The following is a 24,286-nucleotide window of genomic DNA, read 5'->3' on the forward strand; positions in this document are numbered from 1 at the left end:
GTTCGCCCGCGGACGAGGCCCCTGCGCTTTGGATGCCGGTGATGCGGTGGTACACGTCCTTTTGGCCCGCGGCGCGCGCGGTCCCGCCCGCCCGCGGCCGGCGCGGTACCTCCCAAGGAGCATTCTCGTGCAGGTAGATGTCATCGATCACCCGCTTGCCGCGGTCGCGCTCACTCTCCTGCGGGACGAGACGACGCCCCGGGTCGGCTTCCGGGCGGCTCTGCACGACCTGGCGACGATGCTGATCTACGAGGCCACCCGTGAGCTGCCGACGTCCGTCGTCCCGGTGCGTACGCCGCTGACCGAGACCACCGGGACGAGGCTCGCCGCGGAGCCGGTCGTCGTGCCCGTCCTGCGCGCGGGGCTGGGCATGCTGCCGGCGGCGCAGGCGCTCGTGCCGGACGCGGTCAGCGCGTTCATCGGGCTGGCCAGGGACGAGGCGACCTTCCAGCCGACGGTCTACCTGGAATCGGTGCCCGCCGATCTGTCGGGCCGGCCGGTGCTGCTGCTCGACCCGATGCTGGCCACCGGTGGTTCCGCGCTGCACGCCCTGCGGCTGCTCGCCGACCGCGGTGCCCGGGGAACCGTCGTCGTCTCGGTCGTCTCGGCCCCCGAGGGCATCGCCGCTCTCGAGGCCAGCGGCCTGGACATTCGCCTCGTCACCGCCACCATCGACGACGGCCTCAATGAAACGGCCTACATCGTCCCTGGTCTCGGCGATGCCGGCGACCGCCTCTTCGGCGCCGTCTGACCATTGCCGGAGCCGTGCCGTGCCGTGCCGGACGGCCGGTCGGCGCCCTATCCGTCGGAGAGGGCGTGCTGATAACCGGCGTGGACGGCGTTCGTGACGGGAGCGGTGTCGCCGAACACCCGGCGGACGCGGGGCAGGAGTTCCTCGTAGAGGGCGCGCGCGGCTCGCCGGTCGGCGGAACCGAGCAGGTTGAGCGCCGCGTCGGCGCTAATCGTCAGCGTGGTGCGGTTGTTCTCACCCAGAGTTTGCCGCAGGCGGGGGAGAAGATCCTCGTAGAGGGCGCGGGCGGCCTGCCGGTCGCCGCACCTGTGTAGGTTCCGCGCGGCGAAACCGGAAAGCGTCAGTGTGTTGTGGTTGTTTTCTCCGAGTGTTTCGCGCAGGCGTGGGACGAGGTCGTCGAAGAGGGCGCGGGCTGCCTCGTGGTCGCCGTGATCGAGCAGGTTCCGCGCCGCCAGGCCGGTATCGATCAGCGTTGTCCGATGGTTTTCCCCGAACACCTGGCGGGCTCGCGGCAGGAGATCCTGGTACAGGCTGCGTGCCTGGGCCCGACTGCCGGAGTCGGCGAGGTTACGCGCCGCCTCCCCGGCGAAGAACAATGTTCGCGCCTCGTTTTCGCCGAGCGTTTGGCGCAGGCGCGGGATGAGGTCATCGAACAGGGCGCGAGCCGAGGCGTGGTCGCCGGACTCGCGCAGGTTCTGCGCCGCCAGGCCCACGGCGGTCAACGTGTCGGGGTCGTCCTGGCCGAGTACGCGGCGAAGGCGCGGCAGGAGGTCCTCGTACATGGCGCGGGCCGCCGGATGGTTGCCGGCGTCGGCCAGGTCCCCGGCCGTCCTGGCCCGTTCCCTCAGCTGTTCGGGATCACCGTCGTCCCAGCCCTCGGCGGGGGTCTGGCGAGGGTCGATCCGGCGCGTCATGGGTGACGCCGCCCGGGCGGCGGCCCGGACGGACATGTCGACGGCCACCGGGATGCGGCAGTAGTCGAGCCAGTCGGGCGCGAAGACCCGGGCGCCGGCCTCGGCGAGCTCGAGCGCGAGCTGACGGGCGGTGCTCTGGCGTTCGGCCGGCTCCTGCTGGAGCGCCTTCATCACCACCCGGGCGAGCGGCTCGGGGACGGGCGGCGCCGGTGGGACGGCGGCGGTCCTGGCCCACCGCTGCGGGAACGGGAGCCGGCCGGACTGGAGGCGGTAGAGCACCACGCCGAGGCCGAAGACATCCGTGGCCGGACTGAGAATGCCGCCCTGGAGCTGCTCGGGAGCCATGTAGACAGGACTGCCGATGACGTAGCTGGCCTCGCCCTCGGTGCTCTCCAGGATCTTCGCGATGCCGAAGTCGGTGACCTTGGGGGTGCCGTCGGCGGCGAAGAGGATGTTGTCGGGCTTGACGTCGCGGTGCAGGACGCGGGACGCGTGCGCGTGGTGCAGGGCCTCGGCGACGGCGATGCCGACGGCGCAGATCTCCTCAGGGGACAAGCCCGCCCGCCGCCGGGCGCTGAGGGTCCCGCCGGCGAGGAACTCCATGATGAGCAGCCGGAGGCGCTGGTTCGGGACCTCGCGGTAGTCGTACACGCGGGCGACGTGGGGGTGGGCGTCGAGACTGGCCAGGACCCGGGCCTCGAGACTGAACCGGTCCTGCTGGTTGGGCTGGGTGAGGACCTTGATGGCGACCCTGCGGCCCATGGCCCGGTGGTATCCGCCCAGGACGACACCGAATCCGCCCACGCCGATCTCGTCGCCGACCTCGTAGTCGGGCAACGCGGCCTGGACGGCCGCCTTGTAGATCGACATCTGTGTGCTCCCCTGGCGGCGTGAGATCGCCCGTGTCGACGACACTACGACCTCCCGGACCGCCGACCTGCCGGATCGTCGACCTGCCAGATTGCCGACCCGACGGATCGCCGACCGCCGGGAACTCGGTATGGCATGTTATTTGCGCGGGCAACGATTTCTACCCGCGGAACGCCMCTGGCGCGGCCTCGCGGGTTGGCCACCGCTTTCCGCCCGGCGTGGTGGGACGGTCGTCTGCGCGACAACCTCGTCTCTACGCCAACTACGTTGCGCGCCAGACGGTTCGCGGTAAGCTGTCCCCGATCGCCCGGTCTTTCCGGTTGACGCCGTTCCTGCTCGCGCCGTACCCGCTCGATAGCGCCTCGGTGGCTCTGTCACGTTCCGAGGCCTGACCGCGTCTGGACGTTATATGCCGCTGTTGGGCGAGGGGCAGGTCATCCGCGACACCTATCGCGTGGAACGGTTTCTCGGAGAGGGCGCCTTCGCGGAGGTCTACCGGGTCAGGCACCCATTCCTTGGCCGGCAGGCCATGAAGGTGTTTCGCCGTCCCGGCCTGTCGACGAACGACATCGAGAAGGCGCTGGGAGAAGCCGTGCTGCTTTCCCGGCTCGGACATCCCAACATCGTGCGTGTCTTCGACGCGAACACTCTCGAGACCTCGTCCGGGGTGTTCGGCTACTTCACGATGGAATACGTGCCCGGTGGCACGCTGGCCGACCACCTGGCCGCTCACCGCGGGTTCCTCCCGGTCGCCGAGGCCGTGGACATCGCCGTCCAGGTGTGTCGCGGCCTCGCCGTCGCCCACCAGAAGAACCCGCCGATCATCCACCGCGACATCAAGCCGCAGAACCTGCTGATGGGGCACGACGGCGACGCCACCCGGGTGCTCGTCTCGGACTTCGGCCTGGCCAGGGCGGTGAACCCGTGGACGCTGATGGCCAGCACTCGCGGCACCATGGCGTTCAAGGCGCCGGAGACGTTCCTCGACCCGCGCGGCGACTCCCGCGCCGGCGACGTCTGGGCCATCGGCTCGGTCCTCTACCTGCTGCTCACCGCCCAGATGCCGCACCCGGAGCTGGTCGCGGCTGATCCCCTCGCGGGTGCCTGGTACACGGGCCGGCTCATCCCGCCCCGGGAGCTGCGGTACGTCGTCGACGAGCGCCTCGAGAAGATCGTGACCCGGTCGCTCGCGCTGGACCCGTCCCAACGCCATGTCTCCGCGCCCGAGCTGCTCACCGACCTCGAGAGCTGGCGGACCCCGGCCGCGCCCGTCCCGCCCCCCTCCGTCCCGCCCCCCTCCGTCCCGCCCCCCTCCGTCCCGTCCGTTCCGCCGGCGGCTTCCGAGCGCCCGAGCACGCGCGGGCCGGCGCCCCGCGAGGAACCCGCCGGCGCCCAGAACACGGGGCTCGCGGCGGGCGGCCCGGCCCAGCTCACCGGGGCCTCCAGCGCCGCCACGACGTGGGGCCCGCACTCCGGCAGCGGCCCGTCGGGCGGATCCGGCGCCGTGGCGACCGCCGGCCCGCCGGACGCTGACGCCCGGAGCGCGGCGAAGGCGGCCACCGGTCCCGGGCCGGCGTCTCCCGGCGCCGCGGAGCCGGACGACGTCCCCTCCCTGGCCAGCGTCCCCGCGAGTGTCGAGGCCGACGACGTGGCCGGGGCGGCGGCACACCTCGTCGACGAGGCGCTGCGGCTCGCGGGGGAGGGCCGGCCCGTGGCCGCCGCCAACCGCCTGACCGCCGCGTACGACCTGGTCCCGGCCCTGCGGGACCGGCACGGATCTCGGGAACAGCTCTCACGCAGGGGTGTGGTGATGTGACGTGACCTCCGTCGGCGAGGGGCGGGAGATCCTCGGCAAGGTCAGCCTGCCGTGGCTGTACGACGCCAACGCGTTCCGGGTGACGGGCCTGGCGGTGACGGCGAGCCGCCGCGACATCCGCCGGGTCTCCGACCGGGTGAGGATCGCCGAGCGGCTGGGCGAGGCCGCCGCCCCGGCCCATGCCCTGGCCCTCACGGTGCCCGTGACCGCGGCGGCCCTGTCCACCGCGCTCGACCGCCTGCGCGACCCGCGGCTCCGCCTCGTCGACGAGTTCTTCTGGCTCTGGCCGTCCGCCGAGCCTGCCGGCGCGACCACTGCCCCCGGTCCCGCCGCCGCCGCGACGACGACCGGCGGCGCCACCGCCGCCGACCAGGCGGCCGCCGGTGGCGTCACCGGCGACAGTGCCACCGCTGGTGATGACGCCGCTGGTGCCACCGCCGCTGGTGCCACCGCCACCGGCGCCACCACCGGCAGTGCCACCACGGACAGTGCCACCGCCGGCGACCCGGCGCTCGCCGCGTTGGCCGCGGGCGACGTCGACGGGGCCCGGCGCCGCTGGATCGAGGCCGCCTCGACCGACGGGGCCGCCCGGCACAACCTCGCCGTCCTGGCTCATCTACGCGCCCTTGACGCCGAGCGCGCCGGCGCCGGCGCCGCGTCCGGCGCGCCGGACGCGGCCGCGGGGCCCGCCGGCGCGCCGCCCCGGCCGGACTGGCGCGAGGTGTACTGGTTGTGGGCGGCCGTGCTGGCCGACGAGGCCTGCTGGAACGCGTTCGAGGCGCGCATAGCCGCCGCCGGCGACGCCCGGCTCGGCGTCGGGCTCGCCGCCGGGATCCGCTCCGCGCTCCCGGACACCCTGCTCGCCAGCGGCGCGGCACTGGTCGCCGCCGCCGTCGACGCCGGAGACCTGCCGGCCGCCCGTGCCCACCTCGCCGCGCTTCGCGAGCTCGGCGCGGGGGATCTCGACGCGGCGCTGCGGGCGGCCTGCGAGCCCTGGCTCGCCCAGGTCCGGTCACTGTGCGCGGACGCCGACCGGGCGGCCCAGGACAGGCCAGCGACCGGTCTCGACGTCGCCGAACGCGTGCTCACCGACGCCGAGCCGACGATGGCCCGGATCGACGAGCTGCTGCCGCCGAGGAACCTGACCAGGATCGGCATCCGCGACCAGCTTGGCCAGACAGTGCTGACCGCGTTGCTGCTCTATGACCAGACCTTCGTCAACGCCGCCGGCGAGCCGTCGACCACCGAGTTCCCCGACCATTTCCGGATGCGTGAGCTGCTGCGCCGGGTCACCCCGCTGGTCGAGTCGGCGGCGCTCGCCCAACGCATCGGCGAGAACCTCGACATCGTCGAACGCCAGGCCACCGCCGCCGCCTGCTACTACTGCCAGCGCCGGCGCTACGACAAGGCGTCGTCGCTGTCGCGCCCCATGCACCGGGTCAGCCACACCGAGACGACGTGGAACGGCCGGCGGATCCACTACCAGTCGGTGACCGTGACGATCCCTCGCTGCCGGGAATGCGCCCTGAGGCACCAGGAGCGGCGGATCTTCTCGTGGCTCGGCGGTATCGCCGCCTTCCTGGTGATCGTCGCCCTGGCCACGGTGGTCGGGTCGGCCGGGTGGGGCGTCCTGGTGGGCGCGATCGCGTTCCTCATCTCCGTGATCTGGGGGCGCGCGGCGATCAGTGGCAAGACGAATCGTTACCCGCCGCTGATCGAGCTGCGTGCCGAGAAGTGGCTACCTGGCGCCAAGCCGGCGGGGTCGTGATGGCCACGACTCGTGACGGCGCGCGCCCCGACGGACCGCCGCGGCCCGGGCGCCTGGGCGGGGGGTTCATGGCGACGGTGCGCCAGTGGCGCTATCCCCGGGAGTTTCGGATCGCGCCGCCGCGGTGGCCGTCCGAGCTGGTCGCGCTGTCCGACGCGACGGCCCGCGCGGTGGTCCCGCCTGGCCAGGACGCCGCTCTGGACGAGGCGCCCGCCTCGGCGACGCCCGCCGCGGGCGCGGTACCCCACGCTCCCGTCTCGGGGGCGCACGACGTGGCGGCGATCGCCTCGGGGGCGGTACCCGACGTGGCGGCGCTCGAGCCCAGGGACATCGCCCGGGTGGCGACCGAGCTGTGGCGGCTGCGTCGCCAGCTCGTCCCGACAGGCGCCCCGGTCACTCCCGAGGCCCGTCGGGCGCTGCGGCGGCTCGACGCCGTGGGTGACGTGCTCGCCGCGGCCGGCGTCGAGGTGCAGGACCACGACGGCGCTCGCTACGACAGCGGTCAGCAGCTGATGGTGCTGGCGTTCGAACAGACCGACGGCCTCACCGACGAACGCGTCGTCCAGACGCTGCGCCCCTCGGTCTACCTGGCCGGCCGCCTGGCCCAGGCCGGCGAGGTGATCGTCGGCACGCCGCCGCGCCCCGATCAGCAGAACCCCGATCAGCGGGACCCCGATCGGCAGGAGAGGACCTGATGGCACGGTCGACCGTGGACTTCGGGATCGACCTCGGCACGACGAACAGCGCGATCGCGATGCTCGTTGGCACCGAGGCCCAGATCATCAAGAACTCGGCCCAGCGTGACACCACGCCGTCGGCCGTCTACGTGGACCGGCACGGTCGCATCCACGTCGGCGACCGCGCCCGGGAACGCGTCGAGCACGACGTCGACAACACCGCCGCCGAGTTCAAGCTCCAGATGGGCCAGCGCGACTCGGAGAAGCGCTTCCGCGACGGCCAGCTGACGATGAGCCCCGAGTCGCTGTCCGCGGAGGTGCTGCGCCGGCTGAAGGCCGACGCGCAGGCGCGGACAGGCGACGACATCCAGGCGGCCGTCATCACGGTCCCGGCGGCGTTCGACCTCAACCAGTGCGACGCGACCCGCCGCGCCGCGAGGGAGGCCGGCCTGGCCCATGCGCCGCTGCTGCAGGAGCCGACCGCGGCCGCCCTGGCCTATGGCTTCCAGCGCGACGAGGACAACATCTACCGGCTGGTCTTCGACCTCGGCGGGGGCACGTTCGACGCCGCCGTGGTGCACGTCCGCGACGGCGAGTTCGACATCGTCAACCACGAGGGTGACAACTTCCTCGGCGGCAAGCTGATCGACTGGGCGATCGTCGAGCAGCTGCTGATCCCGCCCCTGCTCGCCCAGTACCCGCTGACCGACTTCGCCCGGGGAAACCCGCGCTGGGCGGCGGCCATCGCCCGGCTCAAGCGCGCGGCCGAGGAAGCGAAGATCACGCTGTCGGTCGCGACGAGCGCGACCATCGAGCTGGACGACCCGCCGCTGTGCGTCGACGACCGGGGGCAGCCGGTCGAGTTCGTCCACGACCTGCGCCGCGACGAGGTGGAGCGGCTCACCGACCCGTTCGTCGCCCGGGCGGTCAACATCTGCCAGAAGGCGTTGCGCGACGCGAAGCTCGCGCCCGGCGCCATCGACCGGGTGCTGCTCGTCGGCGGCCCCACCCTGATGCCGTACCTGCGCGAACGGGTCGCGGGCGAGCTGGGCATCCCGATCGACATCACCCAGGACCCGATGACGGTCGTCGCGCGCGGCGCGGCGATCTTCGCGGGGACCCAGCGGCTCGACACCGCCATCCCCACCCCGGCCGTCACCGGCGCCTACACGGTCGAGCTGGAGTACAACCCGATCGGCGCCGACCCGGAGCCGCAGATCGGCGGCGTCGTCCGCGGCCCCGCCGGCGCGGGCGTGGCCGGCCTCACGATCGAGTTCGTCAACGCCCAGGCGCGCCCGCCGTGGCGCAGCGGCAAGATCCCACTGTCGGCGACCGGCGGGTTCATCACGGCGCTGTCGGCGGCCCCCGGGGTGCGCAACGAGTTCGCGATCCTGCTGGAGGACTCCGCGGGGCGCCGCCAGCAGGCCGAGCCCGCCAGCCTGGCCTACACGATCGGCACGGTCGCGCCGGAGGCGGCGATGACCCACTCCGTGGGCATCGCCCTGGAGGGGAACAAGGTCATCTGGCTGCTCACGAAGGGCTCCCGCATCCCGGGCCGCGGCAGTGACGTGCTGCGCACGACGGTGGCGCTGAGCCGGGGCCAGTCCGGCGGGCTGCTGCGCATCCCGGTGCTGGAGGGCGAGTACGACCGGGCCGACCGCAACCGCCACGTCGGCGACCTCGAGATCCTGGCCAGCCAGGTGCGCCGTGACCTCCCGGTCAGCACCGAGGTCGAGGTGACGATCGAGATCGACGCCTCCCGCATCGTCGCGGCGAGGGCGTACGTGCCGCTTCTCGACGAGGAGTTCGAGACCCAGCTCGACCTGCGCTCCCAGGCCGCGCCGAACGCGGGCGAACTACGCAACTCGGCGCGCGTCGAGCAGGCCCGCCGCCGCGAGCTGGAGGACGCCGCCCGACAGGCGAACGACGCCGAATCGCTCGCCCGGCTGGCAGAGATCGACAACGAGCGCGTCGCCGAGCAGCTCGACGACGACCTGGCCGCGTACAACAACGGCGACGCGGACGCGGCTGGCACCGCCGCGAAGCGGTTGCTGGACCTGCAGGCGCGGCTCGACCAGGTGGAGCGGGCCCTCGCCTGGCCGCGGGCGGTGCGCGACGCCGAGGAGCTGCTGTCCCAGGCCCCCCGGGTGATCGAGGAGTTCGCCGACCGCGGCGACCGGCGCCGCTACGACCTGCTCGTGTCCGACCTGCGCGCCGCGCTGGGCTCCCACGACGTCGAGCTGCTGCACACCCGGACCGACGAACTGCGCATCTTCCTCATGGTGCTGTTCAACAAGAAGACCGGCGGCCTCGACGCCGCCCGGTTCGAGGCCCTCAAGGAGCACCGCGCGAGCATGCGCGACCAGGCACTCGCGAACCGGCTGTTCGAGGACGGCGACCGGGCACTGGAAAGCGGCAGCCTGGACCGGCTGCGCAACGTCGTCCGCCAGCTCATCGACCTGCTGCCCAGGACGGAGGGCCCCGATGACCCGTTCGGCCACTTCCGCCGATAGGGCGGACCCGCCCGAGGCGGACCCGTTCGGGGCGCTCGTCGACGAGGCCACCGTCGCCCGGGCCACCGACCTGGCCCGCGCGGGCCAGCACGGGCGTGCCCTGGCCCTGCTCGACGAGCTGGGTGCCCGGCGCGCCCACACCGCGCCCGAGCGTGACCTGCTCGCCCGGATCCACGCCCAGCAGGGCCGGCTCGACGCCGCCGCCCAGCAGTGGCGGCGCGCCGCCGAGCTCGGCGGCCACGAGGCCGAGGCCGTCGCCGGGCTGCGCAGGATCGCGGCCCTGGAGGGCCGGCACGTCACGACCCGTGGCCGGGTCGCCGGTGCCGCGCTCGCCGCCGCCGTGCTGTTCGGCGGCGGGGCGCTGCTCGGCTGGGCGGTCGCCGACGCATCGGCGACCGGCGGGGACAGCGACGCGACGGCGACGGCGGTGCCTCCGGCCGCCCTCGCCGCGTCGGGCGGTCCGGGCACGGCGTCGGCCGGTCCCGGTCTGCCATCGGAGACGACCGCCCCGGCGGCGGCGCCGTCCGTGGGGTCATCTGCGGCGTCGCCCGTGGCCTCGCCGCTCCAGGCGCTCGCCGACGGGGTCGCCGGCCCCGAGGTGACGGTGACCAGGGCCGGCGGCCAGGTCGTCCTGCTCTTCGGCGCGCGGCTGTTCGAGGGCGGCGCGGCCCTGAGCCCGGACGGGGCCGCGGCGCTTGCCCGGGTCGGTGCCCGGATCGCCGCCATTCCCGGGGTCGCCGTCGAGGTCGTCGGCCACAGCGACGACCTGCCGGTCCCCCCTGGCGGCCTCTACGCCGACAACACGGCCCTCAGCCAGGCCCGCGCCGGGGCGGCCGCCGCGGCGCTCGCCGGCGCGGGCCTGTCCCCGGCCCAGATCACCGTCTCGGCCGCCGGCAGCGCCGTCCCCCTCTACCCGAACACGCCGGCCGACCGCGCCCGCAACCGTACTGTCACCCTCCGCCTGACCCCGTCGGCTTAGGACCTGGCTCGGGAGGCGAGACGAGACGGGACGACGGCCGGTGCCCGGGAGCCGCCGTCGTCCCGGGCGGCTCCCGCTACGCCAGGCCGCGGGCCCAGGAGATGAGCGGAGGTAGGCGGTCGGCGGTCGCCTCCAGGTAGATCTTGAGCTTGGGCTCGGTGCCGCTGGGGCGGACGACGGCGCGGGCGTCTCCGGCAAGCGTGAAGATCAGGACGTCGGACGCGGGCAGGCCCGACGAGACCAGCAGGTCCGTGACGATCACGACCTTCAGCCCGGCGACGTCCGCCGGCGCGGTAGCGCGCAGGCGGCGCATCAGCTCGGCGCTGGCGGCCAGGTCGGGGACCCGGATCGAGACCTGGGCGGTGGCGGGCGCGCCGAGCTCGCGGTTCAGCTCGTCGAGGCGGTCGWGGAGGGTCCGGCCGCGGGCGGCCTCGGCGGCAGCCATCCGGGCGACCGTGACGGCCGCGGTGAGACCGTCCTTGTCGCGGACGAGGTCCGGGCGGACGGCGTAGCCGAGGGCTTCCTCGTAGCCGAAGACCAGGTCCGGGTCCCCCCGCATGATCCACTTGAAGCCCGTGAGGGTCGCGGCGTAGCGGACACCCCGGCGCGCGGCCAGGGTGCGCAGGGCGGTCGAGCTGACAACCGTACTGGCGACCGGGCCGGGGGTGCGCAGGAGGATCTCGTCGGCGAGCAGCAGGCCCAGCTCGTCGCCGGTGAGGACCCGCCCGCCGACGGCGACCGCCAGCCGGTCCGCGTCCGGATCGTTCGCGAGGACGACGTCCGCGCCGATCCGGGCGCCGAGGGCCAGCACCCGCTCCATCACCCCCGGTTCCTCGGGGTTCGGGAACCGCGCGGTCGGAAAGTCCGGATCTGGCTCCGCCTGCTCGGCGACGACCACCGGCTCCGGGAGCCCGGCGGCCGCGAAGACCCGCCGCAGCACGCCAAGCCCGACCCCGTGCAGCGGGGTGTACGCGATCCGCGGCCCGGGCCCTGCCGTCGCTTCCCCGGCGGCGTCCCGCCCAGCGCCCAGCTCGCTCTCTCGTGGGGTCGGTGCCGCCGCGGCCGTGACGTAGGCGGCCACGATCTCGTCGCCGAGCTGGGTCCACGTATCGGCGAGCGGCGTCCGCGCGGCCGGCGAGGCGGCGGCGATGGCCGCCTCGATCTGCTCGTCGGCGGGTGAGACCAGCTGGGCCCCGCGGCCGGCATCGCCCAGCGGGCCGCCGAGATAGACCTTGTAGCCGTTGTCGGGCGCTGGGTTGTGGCTCGCGGTCACCATCACGCCCGCGTCGGCGTCGAGATGGCGGACGGCGAACGCCAGCACCGGCGTGGGAAGTGGCCCCGGCAGCAGCAGCACCCGCAGCCCCGCGCCCGCGAACGCCCGCGCGCTGGCCAGCGCGAACGCGTCGCTGCGGCGTCGTGCGTCGAACCCGATGACCACGGACGGCGGCGCGGGATCCGCTGAGCTGCCCGCGGCGGCGTGGGCCATGCCGCGCGCGTCGGCTGACGCGGCGCCGGCGGGCGCCGGGCTCTTCGACCGGTTTGCCACGAGCCAGCTGGCGAGACCGGCGGCGGCGCGCAGGACGACGGCGGTGTTCATCCCGTTGGGGCCGGCCCGCACCGGGCCGCGCAGGCCCGCGGTCCCGAACCGCAGCGGCCCGGCGAACCGGTCCGCCAGGTCCGCCCACGCCACCGCCCCGGCGGCGGCAGCCTCGCCGTCGTCAGCCTCGCCGCCGTCAGCGTCGCTGTCTCCGTCAGCGTTTCCGTCTCTGTCTTCGTCAGCGTTGCCGCCCGTGGCCACCGCGTTCAGCAGCGCCTCGATCTCCGCCCGGTCCGCCGGGTCCGGATCGTCGGCCAGCCAGGCCCGCGCGGCCACGACCAACGACTCGGGTGATGAACCGGGCCCCGGGCGTGCCTCGCTGTCCTCCACGCCCCCATGCTGCCCGCATCGGCCGCGAGCGGGGGCGCGACCCGGGTGGTTCCGACGGCCGGAGCGGGGTCGCCGATCAGGTGGGAACCGCGAGCGGACGCGCGGGACGGAGTCGCCGGGGCAGTCGCCTTACCGATGCGCAGGCGGCCTCGCGAACCTACGGTTGCCCTGCGCGCAACGTGCGTCGGAGCCGATCACCCAAGGTCAGGGGAGACATCGTGGACATGGGACTGCGGGGCAGGACCGCCATCGTGACCGGCGCGAGCCGGGGGATCGGCCTGGCCGTGACGCGAGCCCTGGTGGCCGAGGGCGCGACGGTCGTGGCCGGGTCGCGGGCGTCGTCCGCGCAGCTCGACGAGCTGGTCGCCGCTGGTTCGGCGGTGTCGGTGCTGGTCGACCTCTCCGACCCGAAGGGCCCGGCGGAGCTGGTCACGCGGGCGGCGGAGGTCGCCGAGCGGTCCGGTGGACGGATCGACGTGCTCGTCAACAACGTCGGCGGCGCGCCGCCGAGGCTCGACGGGTTCCTCGCCGTCACCGACGAGCAGTGGCTCGGCTCGATCAACCTCAACCTGATGGTGGCGGTGCGGGCCACGCGCGCGGTGCTGCCGCACATGATCGCCGCCGGGCACGGCTCGATCGTGACGGTCAGCTCGGTCAACGCGTTCCTGCCCGACCCGGCGGTGATCGACTACAGCGCGGCCAAGGGCGCGCTCACGAACTTCTCGAAGTCCCTGTCCAAGGAGGTCGCAGCCCACGGGATCAGGGTCAACACGATCAGCCCCGGCCCGGTGGCCACCGACCTGTGGCTAGGTGCCGGCGGCGTCGCCGAACGCATCGCGCGAAAGAACGGTGTCGCGGCGAAGGACGTCGCGGCCGGGGCGGCGGCCGACGCGGCGTCGGGCCGGTTCACCCAGCCCGACGAGGTCGCCGACCTGGTCGTCCTGCTCGCCGGCGAGCGCGCCGGCAACGTGACCGGCGCCGACTTCACCATCGACGGCGGCCTGATCAAAACCCTGTGACGACGTGGCATTCCGACGACCGGCACCACGCCCTGACCCCCAATGCCCCGACGCCGCGGCGCCCCAGCGCCTGACGCCCCGGCGGCGGGTTGAGGGGAGAGCTCGTGAGGGTTGATCCGGACGGCGCGGAAGATCCCACCGGACCATGGGTCTGATCATGATCCGGTGGGATCTTCCGGGTCAGAGCTCCGAGGAATCCACCAGATCATGGGCGGCCCCTCGCGATACCGGCCGCCGGCAGCTTCCATCGCCGCACCCGACCCGACCCGACCAGGCCGGGGCCGGGCCGGGCCCTGATTGCTAGAGGCGAGAGACGACCTCGGCGAGGAGGGCGCCCATGCGGGTGGCCGCGGCCTCGCCGGCGGCGAGGACCTCGAGGTGATCGAGCGGTTCGCCGGTCATGCCGGCGGCGAGGTTGGTGACCAGGGAGATCGCGAGAACCTCGGCGCCGGCGTTGCGGGCGGCGATCGTCTCGTGCACGGTCGACATGCCGACGAGGTCGGCGCCCAGCGTGCGCAGCATCCGGATCTCGGCCGGGGTCTCGAAGTGCGGGCCGGGGAGCGCCGCGTACACCCCCTCGGCCAGGGTCGGTTCGACCTCGCGGGCGAGCGCCCGCAGCCGCGGCGCGTAGGCGTCGGTGAGGTCGGTGAACGCGGGGCCGACGAGCGGTGAGCGGCCGGTCAGGTTCAGGTGATCGCTGACGAGCACCGGCTGGCCGACGCGCATGTCGGCGCGCAGGCCGCCGGCCGCGTTGGTGAGCACGACAGTGCCGACGCCGGTGGCACACGCGGTGCGCACCCCGTGGACGACATGGGCGAGGTCGTGGCCCTCGTAGGCATGCACCCGGCCGAGGAACAGCAACAGCCGCCGGCCGTTCAGCTCGACGGAGCGAACGCTCGCGCCGTGCCCCGGCACGGTCGTCTCCGGGAAGCCGCCTAGCTCGGCGAACGACACCTCGGCGAGCACCCGGCCCTGGGCCGCGAGGGTCTCGGCGGCGGGCTTCCAGCCCGACCCGAGCACCACCGCCACGTCATGCCTGTCGGCGCCGGTGACCGCGGCCAGGCGGGCGGCGGAGGCGGTGGCGTCGGGTCTGGCTGTTGCCGTCGCGGCTGATGAAGGCGCGGGGGTGTTTCTGCTCACGCCCTCGGAGGCCGAATGGTCAGCATTGCCGGCAAGCTGCGTCACGGGCCCGACTGTACGGCGTGACCGCGGCCGTGCAGGCGACGCCGTCTACTGGCACGAAAGGTCGCCTGAGGCCATGGGTGTTATGTAAAACACAGAGCGTGGCGCCGTGGACACCGCTGAGCGGGCCGCTGACAGCCGGCCAGAGGCGCGTGGACTGATTCCCTGGGCCCGACCGACCTCACCCTGAGGCCCCGCCCCGCCGAGGTCTCGCCCGCCAGCCGAACCGCGGCGTCTCAGCCTGTCTATAGGCACGCCTATCTGACACACACCCAAAGGCGATCGGTGAAGCGTGTCAGATGGCCCTGCCAATAGGCATGCCCAGGTGCCACGGATCGACCTTCAGAGGCCGTGGGCGGGACCGTTTGACTGGCGAGACGTCGCCGGATCGCCGTGGCGGGCCTCGGCGGAGAGCGCGGGCAGGCAAATACCTGGTGGCGGCGGCCTCGTTGCCGCCGCCACCAGGAGTCGGGGCGCCCTGCGGTGCCGCGGCGCGTTGCGTGGTACACGACGCGACACCGGCCGGGGAGCGGTTACCTGGCGGCCGGCAGCTGGTTCGACCAGAGGACGGTGCCGGAAGCGTCCCGCAGCTCCACGGTCAGCGCCCGCGACCAGCCGTCGATCGTGACTCGCCCGAAGAACTGGTACCCGGCCGACGGCGGCAGGTTCGACTGGCCGGCCGGTGGCACCTTCTGGAACACGACCTCCGGCCCGAACGTCCCGTCCGTGCCGTTGGGCCCGAAGGTCCCCGCGTTGGCCGGCCCGGCGACGAACTCCCAGAACTGGTCGAAGTCCTTGAACGCGGCGCGGTCCGGCGTGTAATGCAGGGCCGCCGTGTAGTGCACGTCGGCGGTCAGCCACACGGTGTTGCGCACCTTGTTGTGCTTGATCGATGAAAGGATGCGGGCGAACTCGACCTCACGGCCGAGCGGGACGCCGTTGTCGCCCTGGGCGACACCCTCGACAGCGGTGCCATCCGGGACGACCAGGCCGAGCGGCAGGTCGTTCGCGATGACCTTCCAGGTGGCCTTGCTGCGGCGGACACTTCCACGATCATCTGGGCGGCCCGATCGGCACGTGCCCAGATGACTCCGCTCCTGGCGGTCACATCCGCGGACTGCACGCCGGAGGTGAAGGACGGCAGGCCGCCGAGGTTCGCCCCGCCGGCCCAGGCCGGCCCGCCTGACAGCACGCCGGTGGCCGCCGCCGCCCCGGCCGCGGTCAGGATGACRCCACCCCGGAGGAGATCTCGTCGGCTCACGTCGGGAATGGTGGGCAGCTGCGGCATCGCAGCTCCTTTCGGTCCGGTATGGCTCACGTTCAGCCGTTCTGGGTCCCCCAGCCCGTCCCCGTCCTTCTCCTGGACAGGCTTGTAGACCTGCCTGACGGCGACCGGTCCTGACCGGGGCCAGCCGGTGAACGTTCGCTACCGTTCGCGGGCACCGGCCCGCCGCGCGCCCGCCGGGCTCCCGCGGCGCGGCGGGCGCGGGACGGCACGCGTGGGACGGCACGCGCCGGCCGATGAGGAGCAGACTTGCGGCGTGGCCATCCCGCGTAGCTCACGTCCGCCTGACGTGCCGCTGGAACCGGGGGAGTTCACCGAGGTCGTGCTACGCGGCCGGCTCACCGACCCCGGCGGCGGAGGTCGGCTGGTCGCCAGGGCCGAGCGGTTCATCGGGTACCGGCTCGGCATGTCTCGCTGGATCCTGCTGACCAGCCAGCGGCTGCTCGTCGTGGCGCCGTTCCCACGCGAGGGGGACTGGTTCGACGTCGTCTGGGACCGCCGCGAGGTGAAGGCTTCCCAGGGCGTCAAACACGGCGACGTGATCCGCGTCCAGCTCACCACCCCCGGCGGCCCCCAGGTCCTCCGCGTCCCGGCGGGCATCCGCTCGGAGGTCAGCCGCTTCATCAGGGCGCTTAGACACTGACAACTCGCCGATCCGATCGTCGGCACGGAGCGTGCCGAGGGCAGGGCGTATCGCGCCGGTAGGGTTCTGTGTGGTGTGAAGGTTCGGTGTGGCATCACACCAAGACGCTTTCTCGCTCCCCTTTTGCTCGTACAGGGCCGACGTGAGCGACGAGGRCACACGGACAGGACGGCAGGGCGATGGTGACGGCAGACGGGCACGGCGAGCCGGGGACGCCGCGGGTGCGGCAGACCGCGATGCGTACGCATCGGTGCGGGGACCTTCGGCTGGCTGATGCCGGGGAGACCGTGACGGTGTGCGGGTGGGTGGCCCACCGGCGCCAGCACGGGCAGTCGCTGCAGTTCCTGGACCTGCGGGACTACTCGGGCGTCGTGCAGTGCGTCGTCGACGGCACGGTCGACGTGCGGTCGGAGTACGTGCTGAAGATCACCGGTACCGTCACCGAACGGCCGGAGGGCACCGTCAACCCGCAGCTCGCGACCGGTCAGGTCGAGCTGCGCGACTGCAAGGTCGAGGTGCTCTCGGTCGCGAAGCCCCCGCCGTTCCCGCTCGACGATCGGGCGGACAACGTCGACGAGTCGACCCGGCTGGCCTTCCGCTACCTGGACCTGCGCCGCGACCGGATGCAGCGCAACCTGCGGGTCCGCTCGGCGGCGCTGTCGGCGATCCGCGCCGCGCTCGCCCCGCTGGGGTTCGCCGAGGTCGAGACGCCGCTGCTGATGCCGTCGACGCCGGAGGGCGCGCGCGAGTTCATCGTCCCCTCCCGGCAGTTCCCGGGGAGCTTCTACGCGCTGCCGCAGTCGCCGCAGCTGTTCAAGCAGCTGCTGATGGTCGGCGGGGTGGACCGCTACTTCCAGTTCGCCCGCTGCCTGCGCGACGAGGACCTGCGCGCCGACCGGCAGTACGAGTTCACCCAGCTCGACATCGAGATGAGCTTCGTCGACCAGCAGGACGTGCTCGACGTCATCACGGCGTCCGTGCTGGCCGCGACCGAGGCCGTCGTCGACGTTCCGGTGCCCCCGGTCGTGACGATGACCTGGCACGAGGCGATGGACCGCTTCGGCGTCGACAAGCCCGACCTGCGCTTCGGCATGGAGCTGGTCGAGCTCACCAGCGTCTTCGCCGGCAGCGGCTTCAAGGCGTTCGCGGGCGCCGGCGCCGTGAAGGGCGTCCGGGTGCCGGGCGGCTCGGCGACGCACAACCGCAAGGCGCTGGACACCCTGACCGACACGGCGAAGAAGCTCGGCGCCAAGGGCCTGGTCTGGATGCGGGTCGGCGCCGGCGGTGTGCTGGAGTCGCCGGTGGCGAAGTTCCTCTCGCCCGAGGAGCTGGCCGGGATCGTCACGAGGACCGAGGCGGTCGAGGGCGACCTGCTGCTGCTCGTCGCCGACGAGTGGATGACCGCCTGCGAGGTGCTCGGCCAGCTGCGCAACTCCCTGGGGCGCCCGCCGGCGGGCGAGGGCGGTTTCCGCTACGTCTGGGTGGTCGACTTCCCGCTGTTCGTCGGCATCGACCAGGCGACCGGGCGGCCCAAGCCGGGGCACCACCCGTTCACCCGCCCGCACCCGGACGACGTCGACAAGATGGAGAGCGACCCGCTGGAGGTCCGCAGCCGCGCCTACGACCTGGTCCTCAACGGCTGGGAGCTCGGCTCCGGCTCGATCCGGATCCACGAGCCGGAGCTGCAGCAGCGGATCTTCGGCCTGCTGGGGATCAGCCCGGAGGAGGCGAACGCCCGGTTCGGGTTCTTCCTGACCCCGTTCGGGTACGGCGCCCCGCCGCACGGCGGCTTCGCGTTTGGCATCGACCGGCTGGTGGCGATCCTCGCCGGCGAGGAGAACATCCGCGAGGTCATCGCGTTCCCCAAGACGCAGTCCGGCCTCGACCCGATGACCGGTGCCCCGACCCAGGTGGACGAGCGTCAGCTACGCGAGCTGGGCGTCCGCGTGGTGGCCACGCCGCCGGCCTAAGCGAGGAAGTTCCGCGCTCGGGTATGTACGGCCCGTTTCGGGGAAATAGCCCCGAAACGGGGGTGAGGCGACCTACCGTTACCTCAACGGGGGTGGTGTCTGACCGCTGTTGTGCGTATCGACGGGCCAAGCGGGTAATTCGCCGGCAGCCAGGCCGGACGGACGGACCTTGCCTGCCCGCCGGTGAACCGCATAGGGGGTGCGTGGTCCGCGGGAGAGGCGTCGCCTCACCGAGGTCCCGCCGGGGCGGCTCTCCCGCCGCGGCATCATGCCCACCGACGCGCCATGACCGCCTACCTGTCCTGAAGCCCCCACGTCGTTAGGAGAGCCCGGACACGCAACGACCCGCATGATCGCGTGATTGTGTGATCGCGTCGTCCCGGTTTCCACGCCGACCGCTGACACAGGAGGAGGCAGGGTGCATATTCCCTTCTCGTCGTCGCCGCGCACCAGCCTGGGTATCGAGTGGGAGCTGGAGCTGGTCGACCTCCGGACTCGCCAGCTACGCGGCGCCTCGACCGAGATCCTCGAGGAGCTCGCGGCCAAGGTCGGCGACGAGGATGCGGCCAAAGCCAAGCACGAGCTCTTTGAGTCGACGATCGAGGTCATCACGGGCGTCTGCGATTCGGTGCCGCAGGCGCTCGCCGATCTGACCGGAACGATCGACGTGCTGCGCGGTCTCGCGGAAAGGCGCGGAATCGGGTTGATGTGCAGTGGTACGCACCCGATCAGCGAGTACAGCACGCAGGAAATCAGTGAGAATGAGCGTTATCACCGCCTTGTCGACCAGATGCAGTGGCTGTCCCGCCGGCTGCTGATCTTCGGTGTGCATGTTCACGTCGGCGTCCGCTCCAAGGAGAAGGCGTTCCCGATCGTCAACGCGCTTATGAGCTACATCCCGCACTTCCTGGCGCTGTCGGCGTCGTCGCCGTTCTGGCTTGGGCGGGACACCGGACTTGCCTCCAGCCGGTCGAAGGTCTTCGAGAGCCTGCCGACGGCCGGGCTGCCCTACCAACTGTCGGACTGGGCACAGTTCGAGCGGTTCATGGAGACTCTCGTCGCTTCTGGCACGATCGAGACGATCCGCGAGGTGTGGTGGGACATCCGCCCGCATCCGAACTTCGGCACCGTCGAGCTGCGGATCTGCGACGGGCTGCCGACGCTGCGGGAGGTGGGCGCGGTCGCCGCGCTGGCCCAGTGCCTCGTCGACCGGATGAACAGCCAGCTCGATCGCGGCTACACGCTCCCGGTGCCGCGCCGCTGGGTCGTCCAGGAGAACAAGTGGCGGGCCGCCCGCTACGGGCTGGACGCGGAGATCCTGGTGGACGACCGCGGCACCACCCGTCCGGTGCGCACGGAGCTGGCCGACCTGGTCGACGACCTGCTGCCAGTCGCCCGCCGCCTCGGCTGCTCCGCCGAGCTGGAGGCGGTGCCGGAAATCCTGACGATCGGAGCGAGTTACCAGCGGCAGCGCGCCGCCGCCCGGCGGGCCGGCGGCGATCTCAGCCAGGTCGTCGATACTCTGCTAGAGGAGATGAACATCGGCCGTCCACTGCGGCTGGACAGGTCGGCTGGCTGACCTTCGGGCAGTTCCTGGCGAGTGCGCCGGTGTTTGTTCAACGGACAAGCCGGTGCAGCCGGGGGAAGGTCTATTTCGGGATGTCGGACAACGTGAGTGCGATGCCGGTGGCGCCCGCCGACGCGATGTCGGTGGACGCGCCGTCGGGGGACGCGGAACCCGCCGACTCGGCGGCGACGACCGCGCGGGCGGCCTGGCCGGCGGGCGCGCGGGGAGAACGCGCCGCGGACGTCACCGGATTCGTCCGGGACTGGTTCGCCCGGCACGAGGACGAGCTCATCGCCTTCCGCCGCGACCTGCACATGCATCCCGAACTCGGCCGCCAGGAGCACCGGACAGCCGGGCTGATCACCGAGCGGCTCGCCGCGGCGGGCCTGGCGCCCCAGCGGCTTTCCGACATCCCGGGCATCTGGTGCGACATCGCCACCGGCGGCCCGGGCGACGCGACCCGGACCTCTCCCGACGAGGGCCCGGTCGTGATGCTGCGCGCCGACATGGACGCGCTGCCGCTGCAGGACGCCAAGGACGTTCCCTACGCGTCCATCATCCCCGGCGTCTGCCACGCCTGCGGGCACGACGTCCACACGACCGTCGTGCTCGGGGCGGGCCTGGCGCTCGCCGAGTACGCCCGGTCCCACCCGCTGGCGGGCACCGTGCGGCTGCTGTTCCAGCCGGCCGAGGAGACGATGCCGGGCGGCGCCCTGGAGGTCATCGACGCGGGCATCCTCAAACCGGTCGACGCGGCGCTCACCGTGCACTGCGACCCGGCCCTCGACGTCGGCACCGTCGGGCTGCGGCCCGGCCCGATCACGTCGGCGGCCGACCTGGTGGAGATCATGCTGGCCGGCCCCGGCGGCCACACCTCGCGCCCGCAGAACACCGTCGACCTGGTCTACGCCATCGGTGCACTGATCACCCAGCTGCCGGCGGCGCTGAACCGGCGGATCGACCCCCGGTCCGGGCTCGCGCTGGTCTGGGGCCAGGTGCAGGCCGGCTCGGTGGCGAACGCCATCCCGCGCGCCGGGCAGCTGCGCGGCACCGTGCGGACCCTGTCCCGCGACACCTGGGAGACGGCCCCCGAGCTGGTCGAGGAGCTCGCCCACCAGATCGCCGCGCCGTTCGGCGCGGACATCGTCGTGGACTACCGCCGGGGCGTGCCCCCGGTCGTGAACACCGCCGACATGGTCGACGTCCTCGACGCCGCCGTGACCGAGACGTTCGGCCACGAGGCGGCCACGACCGTCGCCCAGTCGCTCGGCGGCGAGGACTTCGGCTGGTACCTCACCTACGTCCCCGGCGCCCTGGCGAGGCTCGGCACCCGCACCCCGGGCGGCCCGACCTACGACCTGCACCAGGGCGACTACGCCGTCGACGAGCGCGCGATCGGCGTCGGGGTCCGCCTCCTGGCCGGCGCCGCCGTCGAGGCCTTCACCCGGTTGGCCCGCTAGCGGCGGGGCCGGTGGCGAGGCGGCCGGCCAGGGCCAGCTCGTCGGTGCGCAGGCCGACCGGACCGGAGCGCAGCAGCGTCCAGTGGCTCGGTCCATCCGGGCCGACGAGCTCACCGACGGTGAGGGCGCCGTCGATCAGACGCTGTACCTCGGCACGCTCAGTGGGCGGGCTGGCGGCCACCACCCGGACCGTGAGCTCCTCGCCGTCCCGCTCGTCGACGCTGGTGTGGTGCGGCCAGCGGCACGGGCCGTCGTGCTCCCAGTGACCGCACAGGGCCGCTGTCACGGCGCCGCCGGGAGCCCGCTCGTCAGCGCCAGGCGCCAGCCGCAGCTGGGCCTCGTACGCGAAGCCAGCCCGGCCGCCGACGCCGCCGACGTCCACAGTCCGCCTGTCCGTCATGYGGCCATCATCACACCGCTCGCGGCGCTGTCAGAGAGTGTCGTCGAAGGCCGCGAAGAGGTCCTCGGAGCGCATCATCCGGGCGACCTCGGTGATCGAGCCGGACAGCGACGGGTAGATCGAGAAGGTGTTCGCCAGCTGCTCCGCGGTCAGGCCGTTGGAGACGGCGAGCGAGATCGACAGGATCAGCTCGGACGCCCGCGGCGCGACCACGACCCCGCCGAGCACACTGCCGCTGCCCGGCCGGCAGAACAGCTTCACGAACCCGTCGGCGATGCCGAGCATCTTCGCCCGCGGGTTGCGCGCCAGCGGCAGCGTGACGACCTCCGCCGCGATCGTGCCCGAATCCTTCATGCGCTGGGTGACACCGACGGTGGCGATCTCCGGGTCGGTGAAGATGTTGGACGACACGGTGCCGAGCCGCAGCGGTGTCACCGCCTCGCCGAGCGCGTGCCGCATGGCGATCCGGCCCTGCATGGCGGCGACCGAGGCCAGCGGCAGCACGCCGGTGCAGTCGCCCGCCGCGTACACCCCGGGCACCGAGGTGCGCGACATCCGGTCGACGACCACATGCCCTCCGGAACCGAGCCGCACCCCGACCTCGGTCAGCCCGATGTTCTTGGTCCGAGGTACCGATCCGACCGCCATCAGCGCATGCGAACCGGTCACCGTGCGGCCGTCCGTCAGCTCGACGAGCACGCCGTCGCCGATCCTGCGGACGGAGGCGGCCCGGGAGCGGTTCAGCACCTCGATGCCGCGGCGGCGGAACACGTCCTCGATGACCATGGCGGCGTCCGGGTCCTCGCCGGGCAGCACCCGCTCCCGGGACGAGACCAGCGTCACCGCCGCGCCGAGCGCTCGATAGGCGCTGGCGAACTCGGCGCCGGTGACGCCGGAACCGACGACGATGAGGTGCTCGGGAATCTCCGGGAGCTCGTAGAGCTGCTGCCAGGTCAGGATCCGCTCGCCGTCGGGCTCGGCCGTCGGCAGGATGCGCGGGGCCGCGCCGGTGGTGATGAGAACCACGTCGCCGACGAAGCTGTCACCGGTGTCCGTCTCGACCGCCGTGGGCCCGACGAGGCGGCCCTTCGCGTGGACGACCTCCACCTTCTCGCGCCGCAGGCGGGCCTCGATGTCGCGTGACTGCGCCTGCGCCAGCTCGATCACCCGGCTGTTGACGCGCTTCGCCTCGAACGTGAGGACCTCGGGCGGGGTGAGATGCGGCCCCTCGCCCTCCCAGCTGGCGGGCCGGGGGGTCGGCATTCCCTTGCGGGAAAGGCCGAGCGCCGGCGCCCCCGCGACGGACGTCATGGTCTCCGACGTGGCGATCAGGGTCTTGGACGGCACACAGTCCGTGAGTACGCAGGCACCGCCCACCCCGTCCGAGTCGACCAGCGTGACGGTGGCCCCCAGCGACGCCGCGACGAGGGCCGCCTCATATCCGCCGGGCCCCCCGCCGAGGATGACGATCCGGCTCACGGTCCCCTCCTTGCCACTTCTGGTCCCTGCCACGGTTCCTGCCCTGTCGAGTCTCGTACCGCCGCGACCGCTCGCCGCGCCCGGCACCGAGCGGCCGCCCGGCGGCCGTGGGTATCGCCGGCTGGTAGGCCGGCCCACCCAGTAGTCCATCCTGCCTGCCGCCGCGACCGCACCCACCACCGAGCCCCGCCGGGTGGCCTCCGGCTACAACGTCCAGACCGCGCCGGCCCGTCCCGGCGCGAAACCGTCGAGGAGCGGGCGACGAACGCTTGGCGCGCGGATGACGACCGCTCGGCGCCGACGCCGAGCGCTCGGTGAGCGGACCGCGAGCGCTCGGCGAGCGGAGCGTGAGCGGACTCGCCAGGTTCTCGACCGGCCCATTCCCCGGCATGGCCATGATTAGCCGGTGTGGCCAGGCTCTACGGAAAGGCCCGTGTGATCAAGGGGGCCATCGGTCGCATAATGGCGAGGCGAACCGGCCCCGCCGTCACGCGCGTTTGCGGTGCTCACACCGCGCGCCACCGGCCTTGCACCGGCCCCCGCGCCATCCAGGCTCGGGCCATGGGATGAGAGACGCCGACATGAATCTGTACGCAGCGTATGCCAGCAATCTTGATCCGGCGAAGATGAAGGAGCGTGCTCCGCACTCGCCGGTGACCGGGACCGGCTGGCTCAGCGGCTGGCGGCTCACCTTTGGCGGGGAGAACTTCGGCTGGGACGGCGCGCTCGCGACGATCGTCCCGTACCCGGCGGGACGCGTGTACGTCATGCTCTACGACATCGACCGCTACGACCTGGAGCGGCTCGACGTCTGGGAAGGCGCCGACACCGGGCTCTACACCCGCATCCGAGTACGCCTTTCCACCCTCGACGGCGACGTGCTCGCCTGGACCTACGTCCTGGACGCCTACGAGGGCGGCCTGCCTTCCGCCCGCCACCTGGCCGACATCGCCGACGGCGCCGAGAAGGCCGGCGCCCCCAGCGACTACGTCGCCGACCTGCGCGCCCGTCCCACGGCTTGATCCGGTGGGATCTTCGCCGTCACAGCCCCGAGGACCCCATCGGC

The 24,286-nt window shown here is 73.1% G+C and carries 17 protein-coding genes and 1 pseudogene; 12 read left to right on the forward strand and 6 right to left on the reverse strand.

The annotated features are described in order from the left end of the window. Positions 1 to 127: 127 nt before the first annotated feature. The gene (upp, locus tag BCD49_RS02850) at positions 128 to 751 is read left to right on the forward strand and encodes a uracil phosphoribosyltransferase (protein WP_007519659.1); all 624 of its coding nucleotides are present in this window, start codon (positions 128 to 130) and stop codon (positions 749 to 751) included. Positions 752 to 798: 47 nt separating this feature from the next. On the opposite strand, the gene BCD49_RS02855 is transcribed toward upp, so the two are convergent. Next, positions 799 to 2,535, reverse strand: coding sequence for a serine/threonine-protein kinase (locus BCD49_RS02855; protein ID WP_007519661.1), 1,737 nt, complete (start codon positions 2,533 to 2,535; stop codon positions 799 to 801). A 409-nt stretch (positions 2,536 to 2,944) separates the two neighbouring features. Here BCD49_RS02855 and BCD49_RS02860 point away from each other — a divergent pair, with 409 nt between their 5' ends. The 5 genes from BCD49_RS02860 to BCD49_RS02880 are packed head-to-tail and all read left to right on the forward strand — an operon-like array spanning position 2,945 to position 10,288. Continuing rightward, a complete protein-coding gene (locus BCD49_RS02860; RefSeq protein WP_071041072.1) occupies positions 2,945 to 4,351 on the forward strand; it encodes a serine/threonine-protein kinase in 1,407 nt (468 codons plus the stop codon). A gap of 1 nt (position 4,352) precedes the next feature. Continuing rightward, positions 4,353 to 6,119, forward strand: a complete 1,767-nt coding sequence (locus BCD49_RS02865; RefSeq protein ID WP_035924184.1) for a hypothetical protein — start codon at positions 4,353 to 4,355, stop codon at positions 6,117 to 6,119. Then, positions 6,119 to 6,814, forward strand: a complete 696-nt coding sequence (locus tag BCD49_RS02870; RefSeq protein WP_007518032.1) for a hypothetical protein — start codon at positions 6,119 to 6,121, stop codon at positions 6,812 to 6,814. Before BCD49_RS02865 ends, BCD49_RS02870 begins: the two co-directional genes overlap by 1 nt. Beyond that, positions 6,814 to 9,309: an Hsp70 family protein gene (locus BCD49_RS02875; RefSeq protein ID WP_007518030.1), complete on the forward strand. Its 2,496-nt coding sequence runs from the start codon at positions 6,814 to 6,816 to the stop codon at positions 9,307 to 9,309. The genes BCD49_RS02870 and BCD49_RS02875 overlap by 1 nt, the downstream gene beginning before the upstream one ends. Continuing rightward, positions 9,281 to 10,288 (forward strand): OmpA/MotB family protein, encoded by a 1,008-nt coding sequence (locus BCD49_RS02880; RefSeq protein WP_007518028.1) that lies wholly within the window; start codon positions 9,281 to 9,283, stop codon positions 10,286 to 10,288. The genes BCD49_RS02875 and BCD49_RS02880 overlap by 29 nt, the downstream gene beginning before the upstream one ends. Before the next feature lie 76 nt (positions 10,289 to 10,364). Here BCD49_RS02880 and BCD49_RS02885 read toward each other — a convergent pair whose 3' ends face one another. After that, on the reverse strand, positions 10,365 to 12,215 hold the full coding sequence (locus BCD49_RS02885) for a phospho-sugar mutase (protein ID WP_442960458.1): 1,851 nt from the start codon (positions 12,213 to 12,215) through the stop codon (positions 10,365 to 10,367). A gap of 218 nt (positions 12,216 to 12,433) precedes the next feature. On the opposite strand from BCD49_RS02885, the gene BCD49_RS02890 reads away from it, so the two are divergent. Then, on the forward strand, positions 12,434 to 13,234 hold the full coding sequence (locus BCD49_RS02890) for an SDR family NAD(P)-dependent oxidoreductase (RefSeq protein ID WP_007518025.1): 801 nt from the start codon (positions 12,434 to 12,436) through the stop codon (positions 13,232 to 13,234). A 300-nt stretch (positions 13,235 to 13,534) separates the two neighbouring features. On the opposite strand, the gene BCD49_RS02895 is transcribed toward BCD49_RS02890, so the two are convergent. Continuing rightward, positions 13,535 to 14,374: a purine-nucleoside phosphorylase gene (locus BCD49_RS02895; RefSeq protein ID WP_051466102.1), complete on the reverse strand. Its 840-nt coding sequence runs from the start codon at positions 14,372 to 14,374 to the stop codon at positions 13,535 to 13,537. A gap of 575 nt (positions 14,375 to 14,949) precedes the next feature. Further along, positions 14,950 to 15,453: pseudogene (locus tag BCD49_RS46300) on the reverse strand (alkaline phosphatase D family protein); the annotation flags it as partial. 504 nt (positions 15,454 to 15,957) lie between these two features. Here BCD49_RS46300 and BCD49_RS02905 point away from each other — a divergent pair. The 4 genes from BCD49_RS02905 to BCD49_RS02920 all read left to right on the forward strand — a co-directional run bounded on the left by BCD49_RS02905 (position 15,958) and on the right by BCD49_RS02920 (position 21,341). Then, positions 15,958 to 16,344 (forward strand): hypothetical protein, encoded by a 387-nt coding sequence (locus BCD49_RS02905; protein ID WP_007518019.1) that lies wholly within the window; start codon positions 15,958 to 15,960, stop codon positions 16,342 to 16,344. 179 nt (positions 16,345 to 16,523) lie between these two features. Next, positions 16,524 to 18,314, forward strand: a complete 1,791-nt coding sequence (gene aspS / locus BCD49_RS02910) for an aspartate--tRNA ligase (protein ID WP_007518018.1) — start codon at positions 16,524 to 16,526, stop codon at positions 18,312 to 18,314. A 418-nt stretch (positions 18,315 to 18,732) separates the two neighbouring features. Then, positions 18,733 to 19,893: a glutamate--cysteine ligase gene (locus BCD49_RS02915; protein ID WP_007518016.1), complete on the forward strand. Its 1,161-nt coding sequence runs from the start codon at positions 18,733 to 18,735 to the stop codon at positions 19,891 to 19,893. An 80-nt stretch (positions 19,894 to 19,973) separates the two neighbouring features. Then, entirely contained in the window at positions 19,974 to 21,341 is a 1,368-nt protein-coding gene (locus tag BCD49_RS02920) for an amidohydrolase (protein WP_007518014.1), read from the forward strand. On the opposite strand, the gene BCD49_RS02925 is transcribed toward BCD49_RS02920, so the two are convergent. Both BCD49_RS02925 and BCD49_RS02930 read right to left on the reverse strand, forming a co-directional pair. Then, a complete protein-coding gene (locus BCD49_RS02925) occupies positions 21,322 to 21,741 on the reverse strand; it encodes a hypothetical protein (RefSeq protein ID WP_051466101.1) in 420 nt (139 codons plus the stop codon). The two genes, BCD49_RS02920 and BCD49_RS02925, sit on opposite strands and share 20 nt — an antisense overlap. A 30-nt stretch (positions 21,742 to 21,771) precedes the next feature. Then, the gene (locus tag BCD49_RS02930; RefSeq protein ID WP_007518011.1) at positions 21,772 to 23,220 is read right to left on the reverse strand and encodes an NAD(P)H-quinone dehydrogenase; all 1,449 of its coding nucleotides are present in this window, start codon (positions 23,218 to 23,220) and stop codon (positions 21,772 to 21,774) included. Between the two features lie 581 nt (positions 23,221 to 23,801). Between BCD49_RS02930 and BCD49_RS02935 the strand changes: the two genes are divergently transcribed. Then, positions 23,802 to 24,242 (forward strand): gamma-glutamylcyclotransferase, encoded by a 441-nt coding sequence (locus BCD49_RS02935; protein WP_007518010.1) that lies wholly within the window; start codon positions 23,802 to 23,804, stop codon positions 24,240 to 24,242. The last annotated feature ends 44 nt before the right edge of the window (positions 24,243 to 24,286 follow it).

Source organism: Pseudofrankia sp. EUN1h, assembly GCF_001854645.1.
Taxonomy (GTDB): Bacteria; Actinomycetota; Actinomycetes; order Frankiales; family Frankiaceae; genus Pseudofrankia; species Pseudofrankia saprophytica.